The 18,858-nt window shown below is 62.1% G+C and carries 19 protein-coding genes and 1 pseudogene; 8 read left to right on the top strand and 12 right to left on the bottom strand.

Annotated elements, in window-relative coordinates:
* The 9 genes from K3F49_RS09610 to K3F49_RS09570 all read right to left on the bottom strand — a co-directional run bounded on the left by K3F49_RS09610 (position 1) and on the right by K3F49_RS09570 (position 10,542).
* Complete coding sequence (locus K3F49_RS09610; RefSeq protein WP_234680689.1) at positions 1-1,791, bottom strand: chloride channel protein; 1,791 nt, start codon at positions 1,789-1,791, stop codon at positions 1-3.
* 1 nt (position 1,792) lies between these two features.
* Positions 1,793-2,668: a formylglycine-generating enzyme family protein gene (locus K3F49_RS09605; protein WP_234680688.1), complete on the bottom strand. Its 876-nt coding sequence runs from the start codon at positions 2,666-2,668 to the stop codon at positions 1,793-1,795.
* 102 nt (positions 2,669-2,770) lie between these two features.
* The gene (locus K3F49_RS09600) at positions 2,771-4,414 is read right to left on the bottom strand and encodes an arylsulfatase (RefSeq protein ID WP_234680687.1); all 1,644 of its coding nucleotides are present in this window, start codon (positions 4,412-4,414) and stop codon (positions 2,771-2,773) included.
* Positions 4,415-4,446: 32 nt separating this feature from the next.
* The gene (locus tag K3F49_RS09595; RefSeq protein ID WP_234680686.1) at positions 4,447-5,220 is read right to left on the bottom strand and encodes a GntR family transcriptional regulator; all 774 of its coding nucleotides are present in this window, start codon (positions 5,218-5,220) and stop codon (positions 4,447-4,449) included.
* A gap of 4 nt (positions 5,221-5,224) precedes the next feature.
* Positions 5,225-6,277: an ABC transporter ATP-binding protein gene (locus K3F49_RS09590; RefSeq protein WP_234680685.1), complete on the bottom strand. Its 1,053-nt coding sequence runs from the start codon at positions 6,275-6,277 to the stop codon at positions 5,225-5,227.
* Complete coding sequence (locus tag K3F49_RS09585; protein ID WP_234680684.1) at positions 6,274-7,113, bottom strand: carbohydrate ABC transporter permease; 840 nt, start codon at positions 7,111-7,113, stop codon at positions 6,274-6,276. Before K3F49_RS09585 ends, K3F49_RS09590 begins: the two co-directional genes overlap by 4 nt.
* A complete protein-coding gene (locus K3F49_RS09580) occupies positions 7,110-8,045 on the bottom strand; it encodes a carbohydrate ABC transporter permease (RefSeq protein WP_234680683.1) in 936 nt (311 codons plus the stop codon). Before K3F49_RS09580 ends, K3F49_RS09585 begins: the two co-directional genes overlap by 4 nt.
* 3 nt (positions 8,046-8,048) lie before the next feature.
* Entirely contained in the window at positions 8,049-9,443 is a 1,395-nt protein-coding gene (locus tag K3F49_RS09575; protein WP_234680682.1) for an ABC transporter substrate-binding protein, read from the bottom strand.
* 316 nt (positions 9,444-9,759) lie between these two features.
* Positions 9,760-10,542 carry a DeoR/GlpR family DNA-binding transcription regulator gene (locus K3F49_RS09570; RefSeq protein WP_234680681.1) on the bottom strand — a complete coding sequence of 261 codons (783 nt, stop codon included), beginning with the start codon at positions 10,540-10,542 and terminating at the stop codon, positions 9,760-9,762.
* A 266-nt stretch (positions 10,543-10,808) separates the two neighbouring features.
* Between K3F49_RS09570 and K3F49_RS09565 the strand changes: the two genes are divergently transcribed.
* From K3F49_RS09565 to K3F49_RS09540, 6 genes and pseudogenes are all read left to right on the top strand, one after another.
* The gene (locus tag K3F49_RS09565) at positions 10,809-11,828 is read left to right on the top strand and encodes an ABC transporter ATP-binding protein (protein ID WP_234680680.1); all 1,020 of its coding nucleotides are present in this window, start codon (positions 10,809-10,811) and stop codon (positions 11,826-11,828) included.
* Between the two features lie 47 nt (positions 11,829-11,875).
* On the top strand, positions 11,876-13,153 hold the full coding sequence (locus K3F49_RS09560) for an ABC transporter substrate-binding protein (protein WP_234680679.1): 1,278 nt from the start codon (positions 11,876-11,878) through the stop codon (positions 13,151-13,153).
* A 45-nt stretch (positions 13,154-13,198) separates the two neighbouring features.
* Positions 13,199-14,116 carry a carbohydrate ABC transporter permease gene (locus K3F49_RS09555; RefSeq protein ID WP_234680678.1) on the top strand — a complete coding sequence of 306 codons (918 nt, stop codon included), beginning with the start codon at positions 13,199-13,201 and terminating at the stop codon, positions 14,114-14,116.
* Positions 14,113-14,922, top strand: a complete 810-nt coding sequence (locus tag K3F49_RS09550; protein ID WP_234680677.1) for a carbohydrate ABC transporter permease — start codon at positions 14,113-14,115, stop codon at positions 14,920-14,922. The genes K3F49_RS09555 and K3F49_RS09550 overlap by 4 nt, the downstream gene beginning before the upstream one ends.
* Positions 14,922-15,761, top strand: coding sequence for an endonuclease/exonuclease/phosphatase family protein (locus K3F49_RS09545; RefSeq protein ID WP_234680676.1), 840 nt, complete (start codon positions 14,922-14,924; stop codon positions 15,759-15,761). The genes K3F49_RS09550 and K3F49_RS09545 overlap by 1 nt, the downstream gene beginning before the upstream one ends.
* A gap of 3 nt (positions 15,762-15,764) precedes the next feature.
* Positions 15,765-15,869, top strand: a pseudogene (locus K3F49_RS09540) (NUDIX hydrolase); the annotation flags it as partial.
* 283 nt (positions 15,870-16,152) lie between these two features.
* Here the strand turns inward: K3F49_RS09540 and K3F49_RS09535 are convergent.
* Positions 16,153-16,452 carry a hypothetical protein gene (locus K3F49_RS09535; RefSeq protein ID WP_234680675.1) on the bottom strand — a complete coding sequence of 100 codons (300 nt, stop codon included), beginning with the start codon at positions 16,450-16,452 and terminating at the stop codon, positions 16,153-16,155.
* Between the two features lie 278 nt (positions 16,453-16,730).
* Between K3F49_RS09535 and K3F49_RS09530 the strand changes: the two genes are divergently transcribed.
* A complete protein-coding gene (locus K3F49_RS09530; RefSeq protein WP_234680674.1) occupies positions 16,731-16,988 on the top strand; it encodes a hypothetical protein in 258 nt (85 codons plus the stop codon).
* A gap of 48 nt (positions 16,989-17,036) precedes the next feature.
* On the opposite strand, the gene K3F49_RS09525 is transcribed toward K3F49_RS09530, so the two are convergent.
* Complete coding sequence (locus K3F49_RS09525) at positions 17,037-17,420, bottom strand: hypothetical protein (RefSeq protein WP_234680673.1); 384 nt, start codon at positions 17,418-17,420, stop codon at positions 17,037-17,039.
* A gap of 380 nt (positions 17,421-17,800) precedes the next feature.
* Here K3F49_RS09525 and K3F49_RS09520 point away from each other — a divergent pair, with 380 nt between their 5' ends.
* Positions 17,801-18,151, top strand: coding sequence for an HlyD family efflux transporter periplasmic adaptor subunit (locus tag K3F49_RS09520; RefSeq protein WP_234680672.1), 351 nt, complete (start codon positions 17,801-17,803; stop codon positions 18,149-18,151).
* A gap of 76 nt (positions 18,152-18,227) precedes the next feature.
* On the opposite strand, the gene K3F49_RS09515 is transcribed toward K3F49_RS09520, so the two are convergent.
* The gene (locus K3F49_RS09515) at positions 18,228-18,701 is read right to left on the bottom strand and encodes a hypothetical protein (protein WP_346657309.1); all 474 of its coding nucleotides are present in this window, start codon (positions 18,699-18,701) and stop codon (positions 18,228-18,230) included.
* Positions 18,702-18,858 lie beyond the last annotated feature (157 nt).

Raw genomic sequence — 18,858 nt, 5'->3', positions numbered from 1 at the left:
TCATCGCGAAAACAGCTCCTGGTTCCGACGCTCGAGCTCTTCCCCGTAAGTACGCAAGACATGGGCTTCGCTCAAGGTGCCGATCGTTGCGCGATGGTCGGCACGGTCGACAACCGCGAGCACATCGGCCTCACTGCGTTCGAACGCCTTCAGGATCTCGCGAACCGGCGTGGTCGGGAGCAGACATTCATCCTGTTGCTGTGCCAGCGATCCGAGCAGTTTGTCGTCCTGATTGGCAAAGGAATGCAGCGTCGCGGCGGGTACAATGCCGGCATAGATGCCGTTGGGATCACGCAGCACGATCTGCCGAACTTGCGCCGGTGAGAACAGCTTTTGCGCTTCGCCGATGGGCGTCGTCGTCAGCGCATTCTCGAAATCAGTGCGCATCAGGGATGCCGCGCTCATCTGCCGGACCCAGCCGACGTCCTGCGGGCCCCGGATCACTTCGCCGCGCAGATGAAAGCGCCATGTCGCGAAGCTGTAGCCGAACAGCTCGCGAACGATCAGCGCGCAGACCGACGATGCGACCACAGCTCCAACGGTGACGGAGAAATCGCCGGTGATCTCGAGCGCGAGACAGACCATGCTGAACGGCGCTCCGAGGACGCCGGTCCCGAGCGCGGCGAGCGCCGCAATGGCTGCGGTTCCGGGGTGAAGCGCCAGCGTGGGAAGAGGACCCGTCAGCACTATGCTATAGAGCTGCCCGATCAGGGCGCCGAGCAAGAGCGAGGCGAAGAAGAGGCCGCCGCGAAAGCCGGAGCCGAGTGAAATGGCGGAGGCAAGGATCTTGAACACGATCGTGGTTGTGAGCAGGAGCCAGGTTGGATTGCTGACCAGCAGGATCTGCATGGCGCCATGACCGGCGCCGAGTACGGTCGGCGTCAGCAGGGCGAGACCGCCGAGGAGAAAGCCGCCGATAATGGGCCGCAGGAAGCCCTTGAACACGACGATGCGCTGAAAGCAGCGCTCGGAGAATGCGACCGCGAGCATAACGAGGATGCTGACAAATGCGCAGATGATGCCGATCAACACCGTCTGCCCGATCATCTCGACGGAAACCGGTGAAGGGAATCCAGGCACCATCAGGAAGGACTGGTGCGTCAATTGCCGCGCGACGAGCCACGCAGTGACGGCGCTGGCAATGACTGGCACGAGTCCGGCGGACGTATAGGCACCCAACACGACCTCGAAGGCATAGAAGGCGCCGGCCAGCGGTGCAGAAAATGCGGCGCTGATTGCTCCCGCGGCGCCACAGGCCACCAGGAGTCGCATGTCGTTACGGCGGGCGGCCAGCCGTTGGCCGACGTGAGAACCAAACATCGAGCAGATCTGGGTGTATCCGGCCTCCAGCCCCACCGATCCGCCAAACCCGTTGGATAGCAATGTCTGGATCGAGATCAGCAAGCTGCCGCGAAAGGACACTCGGCCGCCATAGAGCGCATTGGCCTCGATCGCGTCGGCGAGCTGCTGTCCTTTCACGCGCCGGGCGAAGTACAGCGCGATAAGCGCAAGCACTAGGCCGCCGAGCATCGGGATGAGCAACGTGCGCTGCCAGGAGATAACGCCGGTGGCGCTGAGGTGTGCATCCAAAGGAATGTCGAACAGCAGTGCGTGAGAGACCTGGCTGAGGTTCGAGATCGCGACTACGAGCACGCCGCTGAGTAGTCCGACTACGATGGCGACCAGTACGAGGCCAGTCTCGCGATTGCGCACGAAATTGCGCAGGAACAACGGCAGTAGACGGATGCCTGGAGTAGCGGCCGGCTTCGCAGGATGTGGTGCTCGCTCCATCCTATGCCGGATCGCGCAGCGGCTCGGTGCGCACGACGCGGAAGCCGATATTGCTCGACGACGAGTCGGGCGTATTGGAGCTTCGCGCCGCAACGCGGTAGCGATTGCAGTAGGATTCGTGGCAGAGGAAGGATCCGCCACGCATCGATCGGTTGGGAGCAGGCTCGCAGTTCAAAGGGTCTCGTGCTGGTGTAAGGCGGTGATAGCTCGGCGAAAAATAGTCTTCGCACCATTCCCAGACATTTCCGGCGACATTGTGCAGGCCGTGTCCGTTCGGCGCGAAGTCGTGAACAGGTGCCGTACCGAAATAACCGTCATCCATGGTGTTGCGGCCCGGAAAATCGCCCTGCCAGATGTTGCAGCGATGCTCGCCGCCGGGCTGCAGCACGTTCCCCCAGGGGTAAGTGGCTTGGTCCAATCCACCGCGCGCGGCCATCTCCCATTCCGCTTCGGTCGGCAGCCGTGTACCGGACCATTCGCAGTAAGCCTGTGCGTCATTCCATGAGACGTGGACGACGGGATGGTCGAGCCGATCGAGGATGCTGCTCGTCGGCCCCTCCGGCTGCGCCCAATAGGCACGCAGCATCGGGACCCACCATGGCGTCTCCGAAACGCGGATCGCGCGCGTGGCACGCGTCTTCTCAGGCAGCAAGCCTTCGAAGACAAAACTCCAGCCGTAGTGTTCGGCCTCGGTCGTATAACCGGTGGCGCGGACGAAGTCGCCGAACTGCAGATTGCTCACGGTAAGACACGCGATGGCAAAGGGCGATAGGGCGACCGGCCGCACCGGGCCCTCGCCATCTTCGACAAAGCCCCTGTCGCCAGATCCCATCTGGAAGGCGCCGCCGATCAACGCGCTCCAGCGGCGCGGAATCACCGCTGGACTGCGAGGGATCGCCGCTTGCGCAGCCTCGGACGTTGTTGGCTCCTTGCCGACGGCGCCTTGGCTGCAACAATGTGAGCGATCCCCGGCCATGTCCTACTTCTGCTTCTCTTCCTCCCAGAAGGCCGTTCCGCCTTCGGCCTTCATCAGCTCGAGAATCTTCTCGCGCGGGATCACGCCGCAACGATTGGCCCATTGCTGATATTGCGTCGTCATCTCGCGGACGCGGTCTGGATGTTGTGTAGCCAGGTCGTTCATCTCGGTGCGGTCGGTCTCCATATCGTAGAGCTCCCAGGGGCCGGGATATTTCCGCACCAGCTTCCACTTGCCGACGCGCACGGCCGCGTTGCCCTCGTGCTCCCAGAACAGCGGGCCGCGATCGCCATAGGCCGAGGCGAATGACGGCACCAGGCTCTCGCCCTCGCAGGGCAGGATGGCGTTGCCGTTGTATTCCTTCGGATAGGTGGCGCCGGTAACGTCGAGGATGGTCGCCATCACGTCGGTGAGCTGGCTCGGATTGTGCCGCAGACCGCCCCGCTCGGAGATGCCGCGCGGCCAGTGCACGATGAACGGAGTTGCGATGCCGCCCTCGTGGATCCAGTGCTTGTAGAGCCGGAACGGCGTGTTGGAGAGGTTGGCCCAGGCGGTGCCGTAGCTCTGATAGGTGTCCTCGGCGCCGGGCATCAGGGTCGGATCGTTACCGAAGCGCACCGGCTTGCCGTCGCGGGTCTTCGCCTGTGCGATCATGAGCTGGTCCACCAGTTCCTTCGCAGTGACGCCTTCCGGAATGTCCTCGGCACAGGCGCCGTTGTCGGACAGGAAGATGATCAGCGTGTTGTCCATCTGGCCGGTTTCTTCCAGCGCATTCAGGATACGGCCGATGCCCTGGTCCATGCGATCGATCTGGGCCGCATAGACCTCCATGCAGCGCAGTGTCCATTCGCGTTGCTCTGCGTCGGTCCACGGCGGCTGGGTCGGATCGCGATCGGTCAGGCGCCAGTTCGGGTGGATGATGCCGTCGTCGACGAGCCGCTTGAGGCGCTCCTCGCGCAGCTTGTCCCAGCCGGCGTCGAAACGGCCTTTGTACTTGGCAATATCCTCGTCATGGGCGTGAAGAGGCCAGTGCGGCGCCGTATAGGCGACATACTGGAAGAACGGCGCATTTGGCTTCTCGGCCTTGTGCAGGCGGATGAAGGCCGCGGCCTGGTCGCTGATCGCGTCCGTATAGAAGAACGACGGATCCTTGACGGCCTCGTGCTCGATATTGTCATTGCCGCGCGTCAGCGTGTTCGGATGATAGAAGCTGCCGGCGCCGATGATGGTGCCGTAGAAATGGTCGAAGCCGCGCTGCATCGGCCACGCGTCGGTCGGCGAGGTCAGACTGCTGGCGATGTGCCATTTGCCGCTGAGATAGGACGTGTAGCTCTTGCTCTTCAGCGCTTCGGCGATCGTGACGCAGCTCTTGTTCAGATTGCCGGCATAGCCTTCCGGGCCGTTGCTATAGGTGAGGATGCCGATGCCGGTCTGGTGCGGATGCAGGCCAGTCAGGAGCGAGGCGCGCGAAGGGCTGCAACGCGCGGTGTTGTAGAACTGCGAATAGCGCAAGCCGTTGGCCGCGAGCCGATCGAGATTCGGCGTCTGGATCTCGCCGCCGTAACAGCTGATGTCCGAAAAGCCCATGTCATCGTTGAGGATGAGCAGGATGTTGGGGCTATCGGGGGTCTTTGCGCCATTCGGCATGTTTTTGTCCTCGTGATTGACGTGTGGCGGTTTTAGTGGCGGCGCGTCAGGCTGATGCTGAGGCGGAAATATTTCGGCAGATAGACGGCTCGCAAAAGCTCCAGCGCGCGTCCGTCCTTGCCGAAGGTGACACGCTCGATGGCGAGCAGGGGCGAGCCGACCTTCACGCCGAGCAGCTTGGCGCTGTCGGCATCGGCGAGATCGGCGCTGATGGTCTGCTGCGCGTCCTTGATGGTGAGGCCAAGCTCGTCCTCGAAGACGCGATACATCAGGATGGAGACCAGGTCGCGCTTCTCGAGCTCGAGACCGATATCCGGCGGATAGAAGGCGTGCTCGATTGCGATCGGCGTTTGGTCCGCGAGCCGGAGGCGCCGAAGCTGCCAGACGGCGCGCTCGCGCAGCTGCTCGCGCACGGCGGCGTCGTGGCGGTTCGTCATGCCCTGCTGCAAGATCTTCGCGCCGGCCTGGTAGCCTGCGTCGCGGATGGTTTCCGAAAACCCCATGAGGTGGCCGACCCAGTTTTCAGGCTGGTTCGAGCGTAAGAAGGTGCCGCGGCCGCGCGAGCGGTCGAACATGCCTTCGGTCACCAGGGGCGCGATGGCGTTGCGGATGGTGATGCGGCTGACGCCAAAATGCCGGCCTAGCTCGGCTTCGGTCATCAGGCGGCCAGTCGCATCGATCAGCTTGCCGTCACGCACCTGGCTGCGGATGGATTCGCGGATCTGGATATGCAGGGGCGTCGATCCCTCCGCGACGACATCGCTTCCGAGCGGCGTCGGCTTCTTCTTGCGTGTTTGAACAGCCATGGTGTCAGAGCCGCATGCGTGTCGCTGGGTCGAACAAATGAACGTCCTGGGGACGGGCCGTGATCGAGATGGTGTCGCCTTCGCCGGGAATGTTGCCGTCGGCGACACGCATGCGGATCATGGTGCCGGCGCAGTCGAGGTCGAGCACGGCGGTATCGCCGAGGTCCTCGATCAGGTCGACACGCGCACCGAGGCCGCCCTCGGACATGCGCAGCGCGCCGGGGCGAAGGCCGACCACCACGTCGCGCTCACCCGCTGTCGTGGTCGTCGTCTTCAGGCGATGGCCGGCGACGATCACGTCGCCGTCCACATAGCGGGCGGGTACGAGGTTCATCGGGGGATTGCCGATGAAGCCGGCGATGTCGATCGAGTTCGGACGTGCAAACACCTCTGCAGGCGTACCGACCTGCTGGATCTCGCCGGACATGAACACCGCCATGCGGTCGGCGAGCGTCATGGCTTCTTCCTGGTCGTGGGTGACGTAGACCGCGGTGACGCCGAGCGAGCGCTGCAGCTTCTTCAGCTCGGCGCGGGTCTCGAGCCGCAGCTTCGCGTCGAGGTTCGACAGCGGCTCGTCGAGCAGGAACAGACGCGCCTTGCGCACGATGGCGCGGGCCAGCGCGCAGCGCTGCTGCTGGCCGCCCGAAAGCTGGCCCGGCTTGCGGTCGAGCAGATGATCGATCTTCACTTTTCGTGCGGCATCTTTTACGGCAGGAGCGATCTCGGACTTCGGCAGCTTGGCCATCTCCAGCGGGAAGGCGATATTCTCGGCTACCGTCATGTGCGGGTAGAGCGCGTAACTCTGGAACACCATGGCGATGTCGCGATCGCGTGCGTCGGTCGAGGTGACGTCCTTGTCGTCGATCAGCACGCGGCCGGCGGTCGGCGTATCCAGGCCGGCGAGGATGCGCAGCGTCGTGCTCTTGCCCGAGCCGGAGGGGCCGAGCAGGGCGAAGAACTCGCCCGGCTTGATGTCGAAATTGACGCCCTTCAGCGCGGCGAACTCGCCGTGCATCTTGACGATGTTACGAAAACTCACCTGACCCTGGCCGCTCATCGGCGCCCTCCGCCCTTGACTGCACCGACCGTCAGGCCCTTCACGATATGCTTCTGCGCGACCACGCCGAGGACGACGACAGGCAGCATGGCGAGGACCGAGACTGCTGCAAGCTTGGCCCACAGCGTCTGCTCGACGGAAACGAAATTGAACATGGCAACCGTGACCGGACGCACGGTGTTACCGCTGAGCACGACGGCGAACAGGAATTCGTTCCACGCATTGAGGAACACGAACACGACCGTCACCGCGATGCCGCCGCGGACCTGCGGAATGATGATGCGCCACAATGTCTTCAGTCGGCTCGCGCCGTCGAGATAGGCCGCTTCCTCCATCTCGAAGGGAATGTCCTCGAAGTAGGACACCAGCAGCCAGATCGCGAAAGGCAAGGAGAACGACAGGTAGATCAGGATGATGCCCTGGTAGGTGTCGATCCAGCCGATGTTCCGCAGCACCAAGAAGTAGGGGATGATGATGCCGACCGGTGGCAGCATCTGCGTTGCCAGCACGTAGAAGCCTGCGAACTTCTTGCCGCGAAAGCGCAGGCGCGCCAGCGCATAAGCCGCCGGCACCGCCATCAGCATGGTGACGATGGTGGTGCCGACCGAGATGATGACGCTTGAGAGAAGGTTCGGCAGGATCGATCCCGAACCGAACAGCACGTCGCGGTAGGCTTCCCATGTCGGCGTGAACACCAGTTTGGGCGGATAGGCCAGCACGTCGGAATCGGTCTTGAGCGAATTCATGACGCTCCAGATGATCGGGAACGCCCAAGCCAGCAGGAAGACCATGGAGATCGCGAGCAGGGCGATACCGCGAAGGCGTTTTGCGGTCATTTCGCCCTCCGCATCGCAAACAGGATGCCGGAGATGATGATGGTCACGATCAACAGCGCGACGGCGAGCGCAGAGCCGTAGCCGATCGACAGCTCGGTGAAGGATTTTCGGTAGGCATAGAGATTGAGGATCTCGGTCGCTGTGCCGGGACCGCCGGCGGTGACGGTGAAGATCGCCGCGAACGCAGTCAGCGCCACCATGGTCCGCATGATGATGACCATGACGATCGCCGGGCGCAGCAGGGGCAGGGTGATGCGGCGGAAGCGCTGCCAGGCCGAGGCGCGGTCGAGCCGCGCGGCCTCGTAGATGTCTTCCGGGAGCGAGGCCAGCGAGGCCAGCAGCACCATGAACGCGAATGGCGTCCACTGCCAGGTATGGATCGAGATCACCGAGACCATCGCAAGCGTGGGATCGCCGAGCCAGTTCTTGCTGCCGAGCCCTGCATTGATCGCGAGGAAGTCGATGATGCCGAATTCCGGCGCCAGCATGAAGGTGCGCCAGATCATGCCGACCACGGCCGGCGACAGCACGACGGGCAGGATGGCAATGACCCGGAACCAACCCTGGCCGCGCTTCATCTCCATGACCAAGAGCGCCAGCGCCAGACCGATCACGACCTGAAGCGCAACCGTCGAGCCGGTATAGACGAGGCTGACCAGCAGCGAGGTCCAGAAGCGATCGTCCGAGAGCAGCACCTGGTAGTTCTCGAACCCGACGAAGCCGTTGGTGAACGGCATCGCCAGATCCATCCGGAACGCGCTGGTATAGACCAGGAACAGCAGCGGGAACGTCGTCGTGGCGAGCAGCGCAAGAAACGCCGGTGCAAGCAGGGCTGCTGCAAACCGGCGCTCGCGCTGCGCCAGGACGCGGCCGAAATCGCTGCGAGGCGCCTCGCTCGCAATCTCGACCGATGTCACCGCTGTCGTCGTCATGGCTCAGCCGCGCATCATCGGCTCGATGCGGCGCTGCGCATCGTCGAGTGCGGCCTTGATCGTGGCCTGGCCGGAGAGGGCCGACTGGATCGCGGTCGCCATGGTGTCGCCGATTGCAGGCCATTGCGGCACGCGCGGACGCCAGTCGACATCGGTGTCGTCCTGCAGTGCGCCCATTGTGGCCTCGACGAAATTGTCACCGAAGCCACTCATCAGCTTGATATAATCGGGATCCTTCCAGATCGAGGTGCGGTTGACGCCCGAGCGCTTGGTGGGACCTGCGAACTTATGCGCTGTGCGCGCCTGGGTCTCGGCGCTCGCCGCCCACTGGATGAACAGCCAAGTCGCCTTGCGCTTCTTCTCCGGCAGCGCGGAATTGATCGGAAAGCCCCAGTTCCAGATCGAGGTGGTGCGCTTGCCCGAGGGACCCTTGGGCCAGCGGGCATAGGCGACCTTGCCGATCACCTTGGACTTTTCCGGATTGTTGACGACCGAGGCCGACGAATGCGCGTCGATGTAGCTGGCGACAGTGCCTTGCGAGAAGGCGTCGGCGATGTCGGGCCAGTTCCAGTTCGCGGCTGCCGTCGGCGCGTACTTCTTCATGATGTCGACGTACCAGGCGAGCGCCCCCTCGGCCTCTGGGCCGTTGACGGAGAGTTTGCCGCCCTTCATCCAGTCACCGCCGAACTCGCGGAAGAGCGACGGATAGATGTACATGTTCTGGCCGGCGCCGGCGACGCCGCGAAGTGCTGCGCCCCAAACGCGATCATTCGGCGTGTTCAGTGCCGCAGCGTTCGCCATATAGGCTTCGAGCGTGTCGGCCGGCTTCAGGCCCTTCGCGTCGTAGAGGTCCTTGCGATAGACTTGGATCGTGACTTCGCCGTCATAGGGCATGCCGTAGAGCTTGCCGTCGATGCCGTTGGCGCTGCGCCAAGCCGGGATGATGTCGTCCAGCTTGAACCAGGCCTGATCGGTCAGCGCCTTGTCGTTGAGATAGGTGTCGAGCGGCTCGACCCATTTGTTCGCGGCGTAGAGCGCATAATACATGGGGTCCGCGGCGTGGGTCGCGTAGGTGCCGGTCTTCGAGGTCAGGTCGATGACGCTCTTCTGCCGGATCTGTGCCGGCGGAATCTTTTCGAAGCGGACGTCGATGCCGGTGAGCGCCTTGAACTGCGGCGCCAGCGTGATCAGGTTTTCGAAATAGCTAGCCGGGATGACCGCGACCGTGATGGTCTCGCCGGAGACCTGTTGCCAGTCGATTTGCGCGGATTTGTAGGGCGCGAGGTCGGCGTCCTGTGCGGACGCGTGCCGCAGGATGCCAGGCCCAAACGTCGCCAGAGCCGCAGCCGCGGTTCCGGTTTTGAGTAGCGTTCGTCGCGTCGGCTTGAATGGCGTCATGCTGTCCTCCCGAAAATCCGGATTTTAGGCTCCGGTTAGTTAGGACATTTGCTCAAATGTTATAACAAGTCAATCTCTGTGGATTTGATGGCGCGGAAGATGATGGAGGTCGCTTGTGCGGCCCGCGTCACCTGGAATCCCGGTGCGTGAGATCGAGACCACGGAGGCAGCATCTCGAAGCCCCGACCTGTAATATGGTCGAGCTCCGAAGCTGCCAGGCGAGCAGGGAGGTGGATGGATCCGATACCGCGATGATCCGTCATGAACTGTCTAAGTTCCGGGACGGCCTTGCAGGCTGCGTCAACGCTGAGCGGACCTAGTCCGGGCGTGCATCATTTGGCGCACGGATGCGGTCGCCATACTTCGCGGCGATGGTCGCAAACGCTGCCGGTAACGGACCGTCAGTGAACAGGTGGTGACAGTCGTCGAGATGGCCGCCTCGCACGGTCGCGTTGCGGCCGAACTTCGTGGTGTCGGCGACCAGCACTGCGGTGCGCGAATTGGCGACGATTGATTGCCTGGCCTGAACTTCAGCGGCGTGGAAATCCAGCAGCGTGCCATCCTGGTCGACGCCACCGACGCCGAAGATGCCAAAGTCGGCGCGAAATCCCGAGAAGAAGCGTGCGGCCGCTTCGCCGACGACATCCCGGTCGAGCGGACGGAGTGTGCCGCCCGCGATCGATATCTCCACGTCGGGATTCTGCGCGAATGCGGCCGCAACATTCAAGCTATTGGTGATGATGCGAAGATCCTGACGATGAGATAGCGCCTGCGCCACATATTCGGGCGTGGTGCCGAGCCCGATCATGAGTGACGCTCCGTCAGGAATGAACCGTGCGGTCTCGCGCGCAATGCGCTGCTTGGCGTCGGCGTTCAGTCCCTGCCTGCTGCCATAGGCGAGGTTCTGGTTCTGGACAGGTAGGCTGACGCCCCCATGGATCCGGCGCAGCAGTCCCTGATCGCAGAGCGCGTTGACGACGCGGCGGATGGTTTGCTGCGTGACGTCGAACCGCGTCGCAAGTTGCTCGATCGAAGCGAAACCTTCGCCGCGCACAATCTCAAGAATGTTGGCCTGACGTTCGGTGGGCGTGCTGAGCATGGGCTCTCCGTACCACCTAAAGTATCATTCGAACATCGGCGGGGCAAATTTCTATTTCATATGCTGTCATACTATGTTCATATGAACACAATAATCGCTACGCCGATGAATGTTGCGTAGTCATGGGGAGAGACACGGATGGAGCGGTCTGCGTGTCGTGACCGACCTTGCGCTGCTCGGCGCGAGCAGGACGCAACGCGTTTGCGCGACATCTCTTTGCGCGACATCTCTTTGCGTACGTCACGGCAATCGAAAGCGAGCCGGTCATGTCGGCGATCACGCTGAACCGCGTCTCGAAGTTCTGGGGCGCGATGCGCGCCGTCGACGACGTCAGCCTGACGGCGGACGAAGGCTCGCTGCTGGTGCTGCTGGGACCGTCCGGATGCGGCAAGTCCACCACCCTCCGTCTGATCGCTGGTCTTGAAGAGGCCGATGCCGGCACGATCAGCATTGGCGGCGCCGATGTCACCCATCTCACGCCTGCGCAGCGGAAGATCTCCATGGTCTTCCAGTCCTACGCGCTGTTTCCGCATTTAAGCGTGGCCGAGAATATCGTGTTCGGTCTGCGTGTGCGGCGGGTTTCGCGGGCCGAGCGCGATGGGCGGCTCAAGCGCGTCGCCGATATCGTCGGTCTAAGTCATCTTCTTGAACGCAAGCCGTCGCAATTGTCAGGCGGTCAGCGCCAGCGTGTCGCGCTGGGGCGGGCGATCATCGCGGAAGCTCGCATCTGCCTGATGGACGAGCCGCTCTCCAATCTCGATGCCAAGCTGCGTCATGAGATGCGGACCGAGATCCGGACGCTGCAGCAGCGCCTTGGTATGACGATGGTCTATGTGACTCACGATCAGACGGAGGCCATGACGATGGCCGACCGCGTCGTGCTGATGCGAGACGGTCGCATCGAGCAGAACGGCTCGCCGGAAGAGCTCTACAATCGCCCCGCAACGGCGTTTACCGCACGGTTCATCGGCTCGCCGCCTATGAATCTCGTGCGCCAGGGCGATCGCCTCATCGGCGTGCGGCCGGAGCACGTCCAGATCGTCGCCGACGGCGACCGTGCCGCACGCGTCAAGGCCGTGGAGCATCTCGGCGCCGACAGCATCGTTCTCTGCGAGATCGATGGGCAGCCGATCTCAGTACGGCTGGAGGGGTTCAGCAAGGTTCAGTCTGGCGAGGATGTCAGGCTCGCCTGGGACGCTGCGCATGAACACCGTTTCGATTCGACATCGGAAGTCAGGCTCGACGACATCGCCAACGAAGACCGGCTGGCCGCATCCGCTCGATGAGAGGCGCTGCGCCAAAGCGGTCGGACAATACAACGAAGGAGATTAGAATGTTTGCTCGACGAACACTGTTGATGGCCGCGGCGTTCACGGCCCTGTCGCTTGGTACGGCCTATCCGGCGGCTGCGGTGGATTTGACCATGTATTATCCGGTCGCGGTGGGAGGTCCCGTCACCAAGATCGTCGACGATATGGTCGCGCGCTTCGAGAAGGAAAATTCCGATATCGAGGTGACGGCTGTTTATGCCGGCAACTACACCGATACGATGACCAAGGCGATGACGGCGATGAAGGGCGGCCAGCCGCCGCAGCTGTCGGTGCTGCTGTCGACCGACGTGTTCACGCTGATGGACGAGAATGCCATCGTTCCGTTCGACGACCTCGTCAGCGACAAGGCCTGGTTCAAGGAATTCTACCCGGCGTTCATGGCCAACGGTCAGATCGACGGCAAGACCTGGAGCATTCCGTTCCAGCGCTCGACCATCGTGCTGTACTGGAACAAGGATGCCTTCAAGGAGGCCGGGCTCGATCCGGAGAAGGCGCCGGCGTCTTGGGATGAAATGACCGAGATGTCGAAGAAGCTGATCAAGAAGGACGGCTCCGGCAATACCACACGCTGGGGCGTCGAGATCCCCACGACCGGTTATGGCTACTGGATGCTGCAGGCGCTCGCCATCGAAAACGGCCAGAAGATGATGAACGAGGCCGGCACCGAGGTCCACCTGAGCGCACCGAAGACGGTTGCCGCGCTCGATTATTGGGTCGATCTGTCCCGCAAGCACAATGTCATGCCTGCAGGCAGCATCGACTGGGCCACGCTGCGCACCGACTTCCTCGAAGGCAAGACCGCGATGATGTGGCACACGACCGGCAACCTCACGGCCGTCAAGGACGCCGCTAAATTCCCGTTCGGAGTGGCCATGCTTCCGGCAAAAGAGCGGAGGGGCTCACCGACCGGCGGCGGCAGCTTCTACATCTTCAAGAGCGCATCACCCGAGCAGCAGAAGGCCGCCGTCAAGTTCATACAGTGGATGACGGCGCCTGAACGCGCGGCGGAATGGAGCATGAAGACCGGCTATGTCGCCGTGTCGCCGGCCGCTTACAAGACCAAGGCGATGGAAGAGTACGCTAGGAGCTTCCCGCAGGCGACCGTCGCGCGCGATCAGCTTGAGCACGCGGTGCCGGAGCTCTCGGTTCACGAGAACGGCCGGATCTACAAGTTCGTCAATGACGCGGTGCAAGCAGCTGTCACCGGGTCTCAGAAGCCGCAAGAGGCGCTGGCCGCTGCGCAGGCGCAGTCCGACCGTGTGCTGCGCGCTTCCAAGTAAGGAGCGCTGCGGGATGGCGGTTCACCGCCATCCCGCGATCTCAGCATGACTGACACCACCGCATCGTCAATTCCCGAACGCCGCGCGCCGTCGCAGGCGTGGTGGAATGCCGTGAACGCGTGGCTGCTGCTGTTGCCGGCAGCGGTGCTGCTGGTCGCCTTTACCCATTATCCGATCCTGGCGACGATCCGGCATTCCCTGTTCATCACCAAGCGCAACGGCACCGAAGTCTTCGTGGGCCTCGACAGCTACCAGGCGATGGAGGCCGATCCGATCTTCTGGAAGGCGCTGATCAACAATTTCTGGTTCGCGCTCGGCACCGTTCCGACATCGATCGCGCTCGCGCTGGTCATGGCGATCTGGGTCAATCGCAACATGCGCGGGCGGGGTTTTCTGCGCCTCGCCTATTTCACGCCGACCGTGCTGCCCATGATCGCCGTCGCCAACATCTGGCTGTTCTTTTATACGCCGGATTACGGCCTGCTCGATCAGCTGCGCGGATTGTTCGGTCTCGGCGGCTGGAACTGGCTCGGCGATCCCTCTACGGTGATGGGCTGTCTGATCGTGATGGTGATCTGGAAGGAGGCCGGATTCTTCATGATCTTCTATCTCGCCGCGCTCCAGCAGCTCTCGCCGGATCTCGAGGAGGCCGCCTCGATCGAAGGCGCGAGCCGCTGGTACACGTTCCGCCGGATCACGTTCCCGCTATTGATGCCGACCACGCTGTTTGTGGCGATCAACGCTGTCATCAACTCGTTCAAGCTCGTCGACCATCTCGTCATCATGACCAAGGGCGGCCCGAACAACGCCAGTACGCTGCTGCTCTATTACATCTATGAGGTCGCCTTCACGTTCCAGGATTCGTCCTATGCGGCAACGCTGACGGTGGTGCTGCTTTTGCTGCTGAGCGCGGTGGCGCTGGTCAAGTTCGGCTATCTCGATCGCAGGATCCATTACCAATGAGAGGGCGAACGCACCCCGTCGAAGCGATCGCCGCGTGGCTGCTGGCGTTGGTCTGGCTCGCGCCGCTGGCCTATGCCTTCTGGAGCGCGCTACATCCGGCGGCCTATGCGACGTCCTTCAGCCTCTCGGCGCCATGGACTCTGGAGAATTTTGGACGGGCCTGGAAGCAGGCACCGTTCGCCCGCTACTATCTCAACACGATCGTTCTGGTGACGCTGGTGCTGGTCGGACAGCTCATCCTGTCGACGCTCGCGGCTTACGCTTTTGCGCGCTTCAAATTCCGGGGCAGCGGCATCGCCTTTGCGCTGGTGCTGCTACAGTTGATGATCATGCCCGACGTGCTGATCGTCGAGAATTACCGGGCAGTCGCCAAGCTCGGGCTACTGGACACGATCCCCGCGATCGCGCTGCCTTATCTCGCCAGCGCCTTCGGCATCTTCCTTCTGCGGCAAACCTTCAAGAGCGTACCGCAGGAACTGGTCGAGGCAGCGCGCGTCGAAGGGGCGGGGCCGCTCGGGATTCTCTGGCGGGTCTATGTGCCGCTGGCGCGGCCGACTTATGTGGCGTTCGGCCTCGTCTCCGTCAGTTATCACTGGAACAATTTCCTCTGGCCGCTGATCGTCACCAATTCGGTGGAGGCGCGGCCGCTCACCGTGGGCCTTGCGGTGTTCGGCGCCCCGGAGACCGGGGTGGACTGGTCGGTCATAACGGCGGCAACGGTGATGACCATGGCACCGCTGCTGATTGCGTTTCTGCTGTTTCAGCGCCAATTCGTTCAATCGTTCATGCGGGCAGGTATCCGATAATGAGGCTCCTCACCTGGAACATACAGTGCGGCAAGGGCTGCGACGGCGTAACCGATCTGCCAAGGATCGTTGCGGTCGCACGGCAGACGCTCGACGCGGACGTATTCTGCTTCCAGGAGGTGAGCGCCAATTTCTCGAGGTTCGGCGATGGAGTTGACCAGAGCGCGCAGCTGGCGGCCGTGCTGCCCGGCTACTCCGCAATATTCCGACCGGCAATCGAAACGATGGATCGAGAGGGCACCCTCCATCGTTTCGGCAACATGACGCTGTCGCGTTTGCCGGTGTTGCAGATCGCCAATCACCTGTTGCCGTGGCCACGCGCAGCCAAGGTGCGCAGCATGCGCCGTCACGCCCTGGAGGTGACGGTTCAGGCCTCGTTCGGCGCGATCCGCATCGTCAACACACATCTCGAATTTCATTCGACCGAACAGCGCGAGGCGCAGATCACGCGACTGCTGGACTTGCAGGAGGACGCATCAATGAGCCCAAGACAGGCCGGCTCCCGGCACGATGAGCCGTATGAGAGCCAGACGGTCGCTGTGTCTAGCCTGATGTGTGGCGATTTCAATTTCGACGTTGCCGATCCCCAGCACGCCCTGATCGACCGCGCCAGCCGGCCCGGTCTCAACTATCGGGATGCGTGGACCGCCAATCGTCCCGGCCGCCCGCGGGCGCCAACGTGCGGAATCTACGACCGCGTGCAATGGGCCAAGGGGCCGGACTGTCGCGACTTCATTTTCGTGACGGAGGACTTGGTCAGTCGCGTGCGCAGTATCGAGGTCAACGAAGCAACCGATGCTTCCGATCACCAACCCCTCGCGCTCGAGCTGGCGGACTAGAGCGTGGCGAAGTCATCAAAGCTTGTCGTCGCAAGGAAGGGCAGAGTGCTCCTGGTCAGGCGGCGGCGCGACAAGCGCTGGATGTTTCCGGGAGGTCGCAGGCGGGCGGAATCGTGGGTATCGGGGCGGTGGAACGAACGCTGGGCACCGTTTGGGCGCGCGCGGGTCACGAGGTGTCTTTGGCTCCCGCGATCCAGTCCGGGCTGCAGAGGCGACCGCGGGTATCTCTCGCGCGCGCACAGCGACGCAGGAAGAGGCCGTGGCATTCGGTGATGTCGTGCTGTGGACGCCGCGCGGCAGAATGCCCGTCGACCCAGACGCGCTTGCGGGCAGGCGATGGTCCGAACCTCAGATTGATATTTTGAGGACAGGCGCTCTCGGCGTGTTGACACTATACGCCGCGGTTTCGAGTGTCCGCAGCTCGCTCGAGATCCCACGCCCGCTGCAGGCGCTCTGTGCTAGTTGACTTCAATACGCGGGTCCAAGCGTTGCCAAGCGCCTTGATGCCTTCGTGGAGACTGGAAGCGTTTCCGACCGACCAATCGGGCAAGCCCATGGGGATGCTGATCGACCAGCGCCAATTGTCTCCGGAACGATGCAAGCTGCCGATTGCATGCTCTTCGTAGATAACGAGGTAATGGTCCTTGACGTCCGGCCACCGAAGCTTCGCCTTGAGTGAAATGGTTTTCATGAAAGGCGGCGTGTGAGTGTGAGGGGGCCGACGACTAATTCACCCGATGCAAAGACTATCCAGTACGGAGGCGACCAGGACATCTGACAGAGCTCAGGCTCCGGGCGATTCGATTTCGCGTTCCGACGTGCCGCAGGTCAGGTCCTTGCCTTTGCGTCGAAAGCCGCTACCGACGTCTTTGCGCGTTACGAGTGGAGGACTCGCCAGCATGCCTGGCGCTTCCAAGCTTGATAAGCTTGTGTCGATTTGGCACTATGCCGACATATTGGGAGAAAGTCATGTACAAGCCATTCCTTGTTGCGATTGCCGCCGCCGTCTGCATATGTGCATCGCCGGCCAGCGCTCAGGGCGGTCCGTATCCATTTGGCGACGAACCGTATCGGCTGAACTGGTATTCTGATCCCGAGATCGCGACCGGCTGCTGGAAGTGGAATTGGCAGCAATACCAGTGGGACAACTACTGTCCGGTTTATGTACGCCCCAAGGCTTACATGTACCCGCGCGCGCGGGCGGTTGTCGTTCGCACCAAAGGCTAGCGCGGTATGGTTACGCAGCGCCTTGCAGGCGCTGCTCGGGCTCGCCAATCAGTAGTTCTCGATCGTGCAGGCGATCTGGCTGTGCTTGCCGAAATTGAGCAAGGCATTGCCGCGGAAGCCGTCGACCCAGACACCGGGACCGGCATAGCGATATCCGACTCCCATCGGGACCAGGCGCACGTGCACGCCGCCGGAATGGCCGGTTTGCAGCGACGCCGTCACAACCTCACCAGCCACCGACACGGCGATCGGGCAAAGAGGATATTGCCTGCCGTTCTCGCAGGTGAAGACGAGTTCCGAGCAATTCCCGATAGCGGTTGGCCGCGCCATCAGGCCGAGATCAGCGGCGGCCGCCGGGTGCACGCTTGCGGCAAGGCTGGAGCCCAGCACCACCACCGCCGCCGCAATAAGCTTGCCTGGTCGATTGCGCATTGTTGCTCCTAAATAAAATCAAAAACCAATCAGAACCGAAGGAAGCAAGAAACGGCTCAAACGTCAAACCGTTGCAGCCCCGTTGATCGCAAAGATAATTCGGCCGTTGCCGTTCTGCATCAAGTCGCCGTGGGGAAGGATGTGCGCCGCACAGGGCCCTGCCGATTTGTCGCACAGGGCCGGAGTACACGCTTATCCGGATACAGTTGTGCGCCTGGATTACGCCTTCGGGTAAGTAGCAAGGACAGCTTCCTTCCGGAATACCTAACGGGCGGTTTCGCGCCCGCCTCACGTTCGGCAGGCACCAGATCTCTTGCTGTTCTCAAGCCGATGACGGCCGCATGCAGTCGCAGACGAACGTGTTGATTGGATGAATTGAATTGCATTTGCTGCCCGCGGCACGCTCTCAGCATCGCATCGCATCGCACCAAATCCTCGGACGCCATGTGATCCAGCGCGGAGATAAGATTCTGGACATCGTGCCGGAGCAGGATTCGCTGACCATCGAAGCGCAGATCGCGGTCGAAGACGTCAGCGACGTCCACCCGAACATGCGTGCTGAAGTTCACCTGACCGCATACAAGCAGCGCATCGTGCCGATGATCCACGGCGAAGTGATCCAAATTTCGGCCGACCGCGTGACCGATCCGAAAACCAACAATCCCTACGATACCGTGTTCGTTCGGGTTGATCAGGATGAACTGGCCGCAATACCGAACCGACCGGCTTGAGTACGACCAAGGCACGCCGACGGCCGGTTTCGTCCAACCCCGCGTAGGAAGCGTTGCTCCTGAAAAGAAGAAACCGCTAGATCTTCTGCTGGGCCCCGGGGCCAGCAACGTTGACCGTGATTTTCTGAATTTCCGTCCGACCACCGGCATACTTGACCTCGATCGTCACGAGGTCATCGCCGATGAAATCCGGCTGCGATCTGTAGAATGCGACGTAGGCCGGTACTTCCAGTGCGAGACAAGCCTTGTAGTTGGTTGCTTTCACTTTCGCCGGCTTGACGGTCACCTTCCCGGATGCAGGCGCATTGACCAGGCGGATCGTCGGCAGTGGCCCCGACGTGCAGTCGGGCAGCACGTTGATGAAGACGCCGATCCGGGTGTCCTTGTTGGCAAGGCTCTTGATCGTCCGCTCTACCGGAGGTGTCGCGTCCTCCGCCCCTGCGGGTGCACCGAATCCCACCAGCATCACGACGAAAGAGGACGATAATACCCTCAGCGGTCCCGCCAGGCATGCCATGTTTTCCCAGTCGACCGGCTGCAAGATGCTCATTTCAATGCCTTTTTCCGTGGGCTCTGCGGCGCAGACACCAATTTACCACGCGTGAGCAAATAGTCGTCGTTAACTAGTTGATTTCGTTGACCCCGGATGCAGTTAACAATAGCTTAATAGGGAAATTTTTCGACTTACTTTCCGCAGACTTGATTTT

It is taken from the genome of Bradyrhizobium monzae (assembly GCF_021458635.1).
Taxonomy (GTDB): Bacteria; Pseudomonadota; Alphaproteobacteria; order Rhizobiales; family Xanthobacteraceae; genus Bradyrhizobium.
This window is presented reverse-complemented; position numbering and strand designations above follow the sequence as displayed.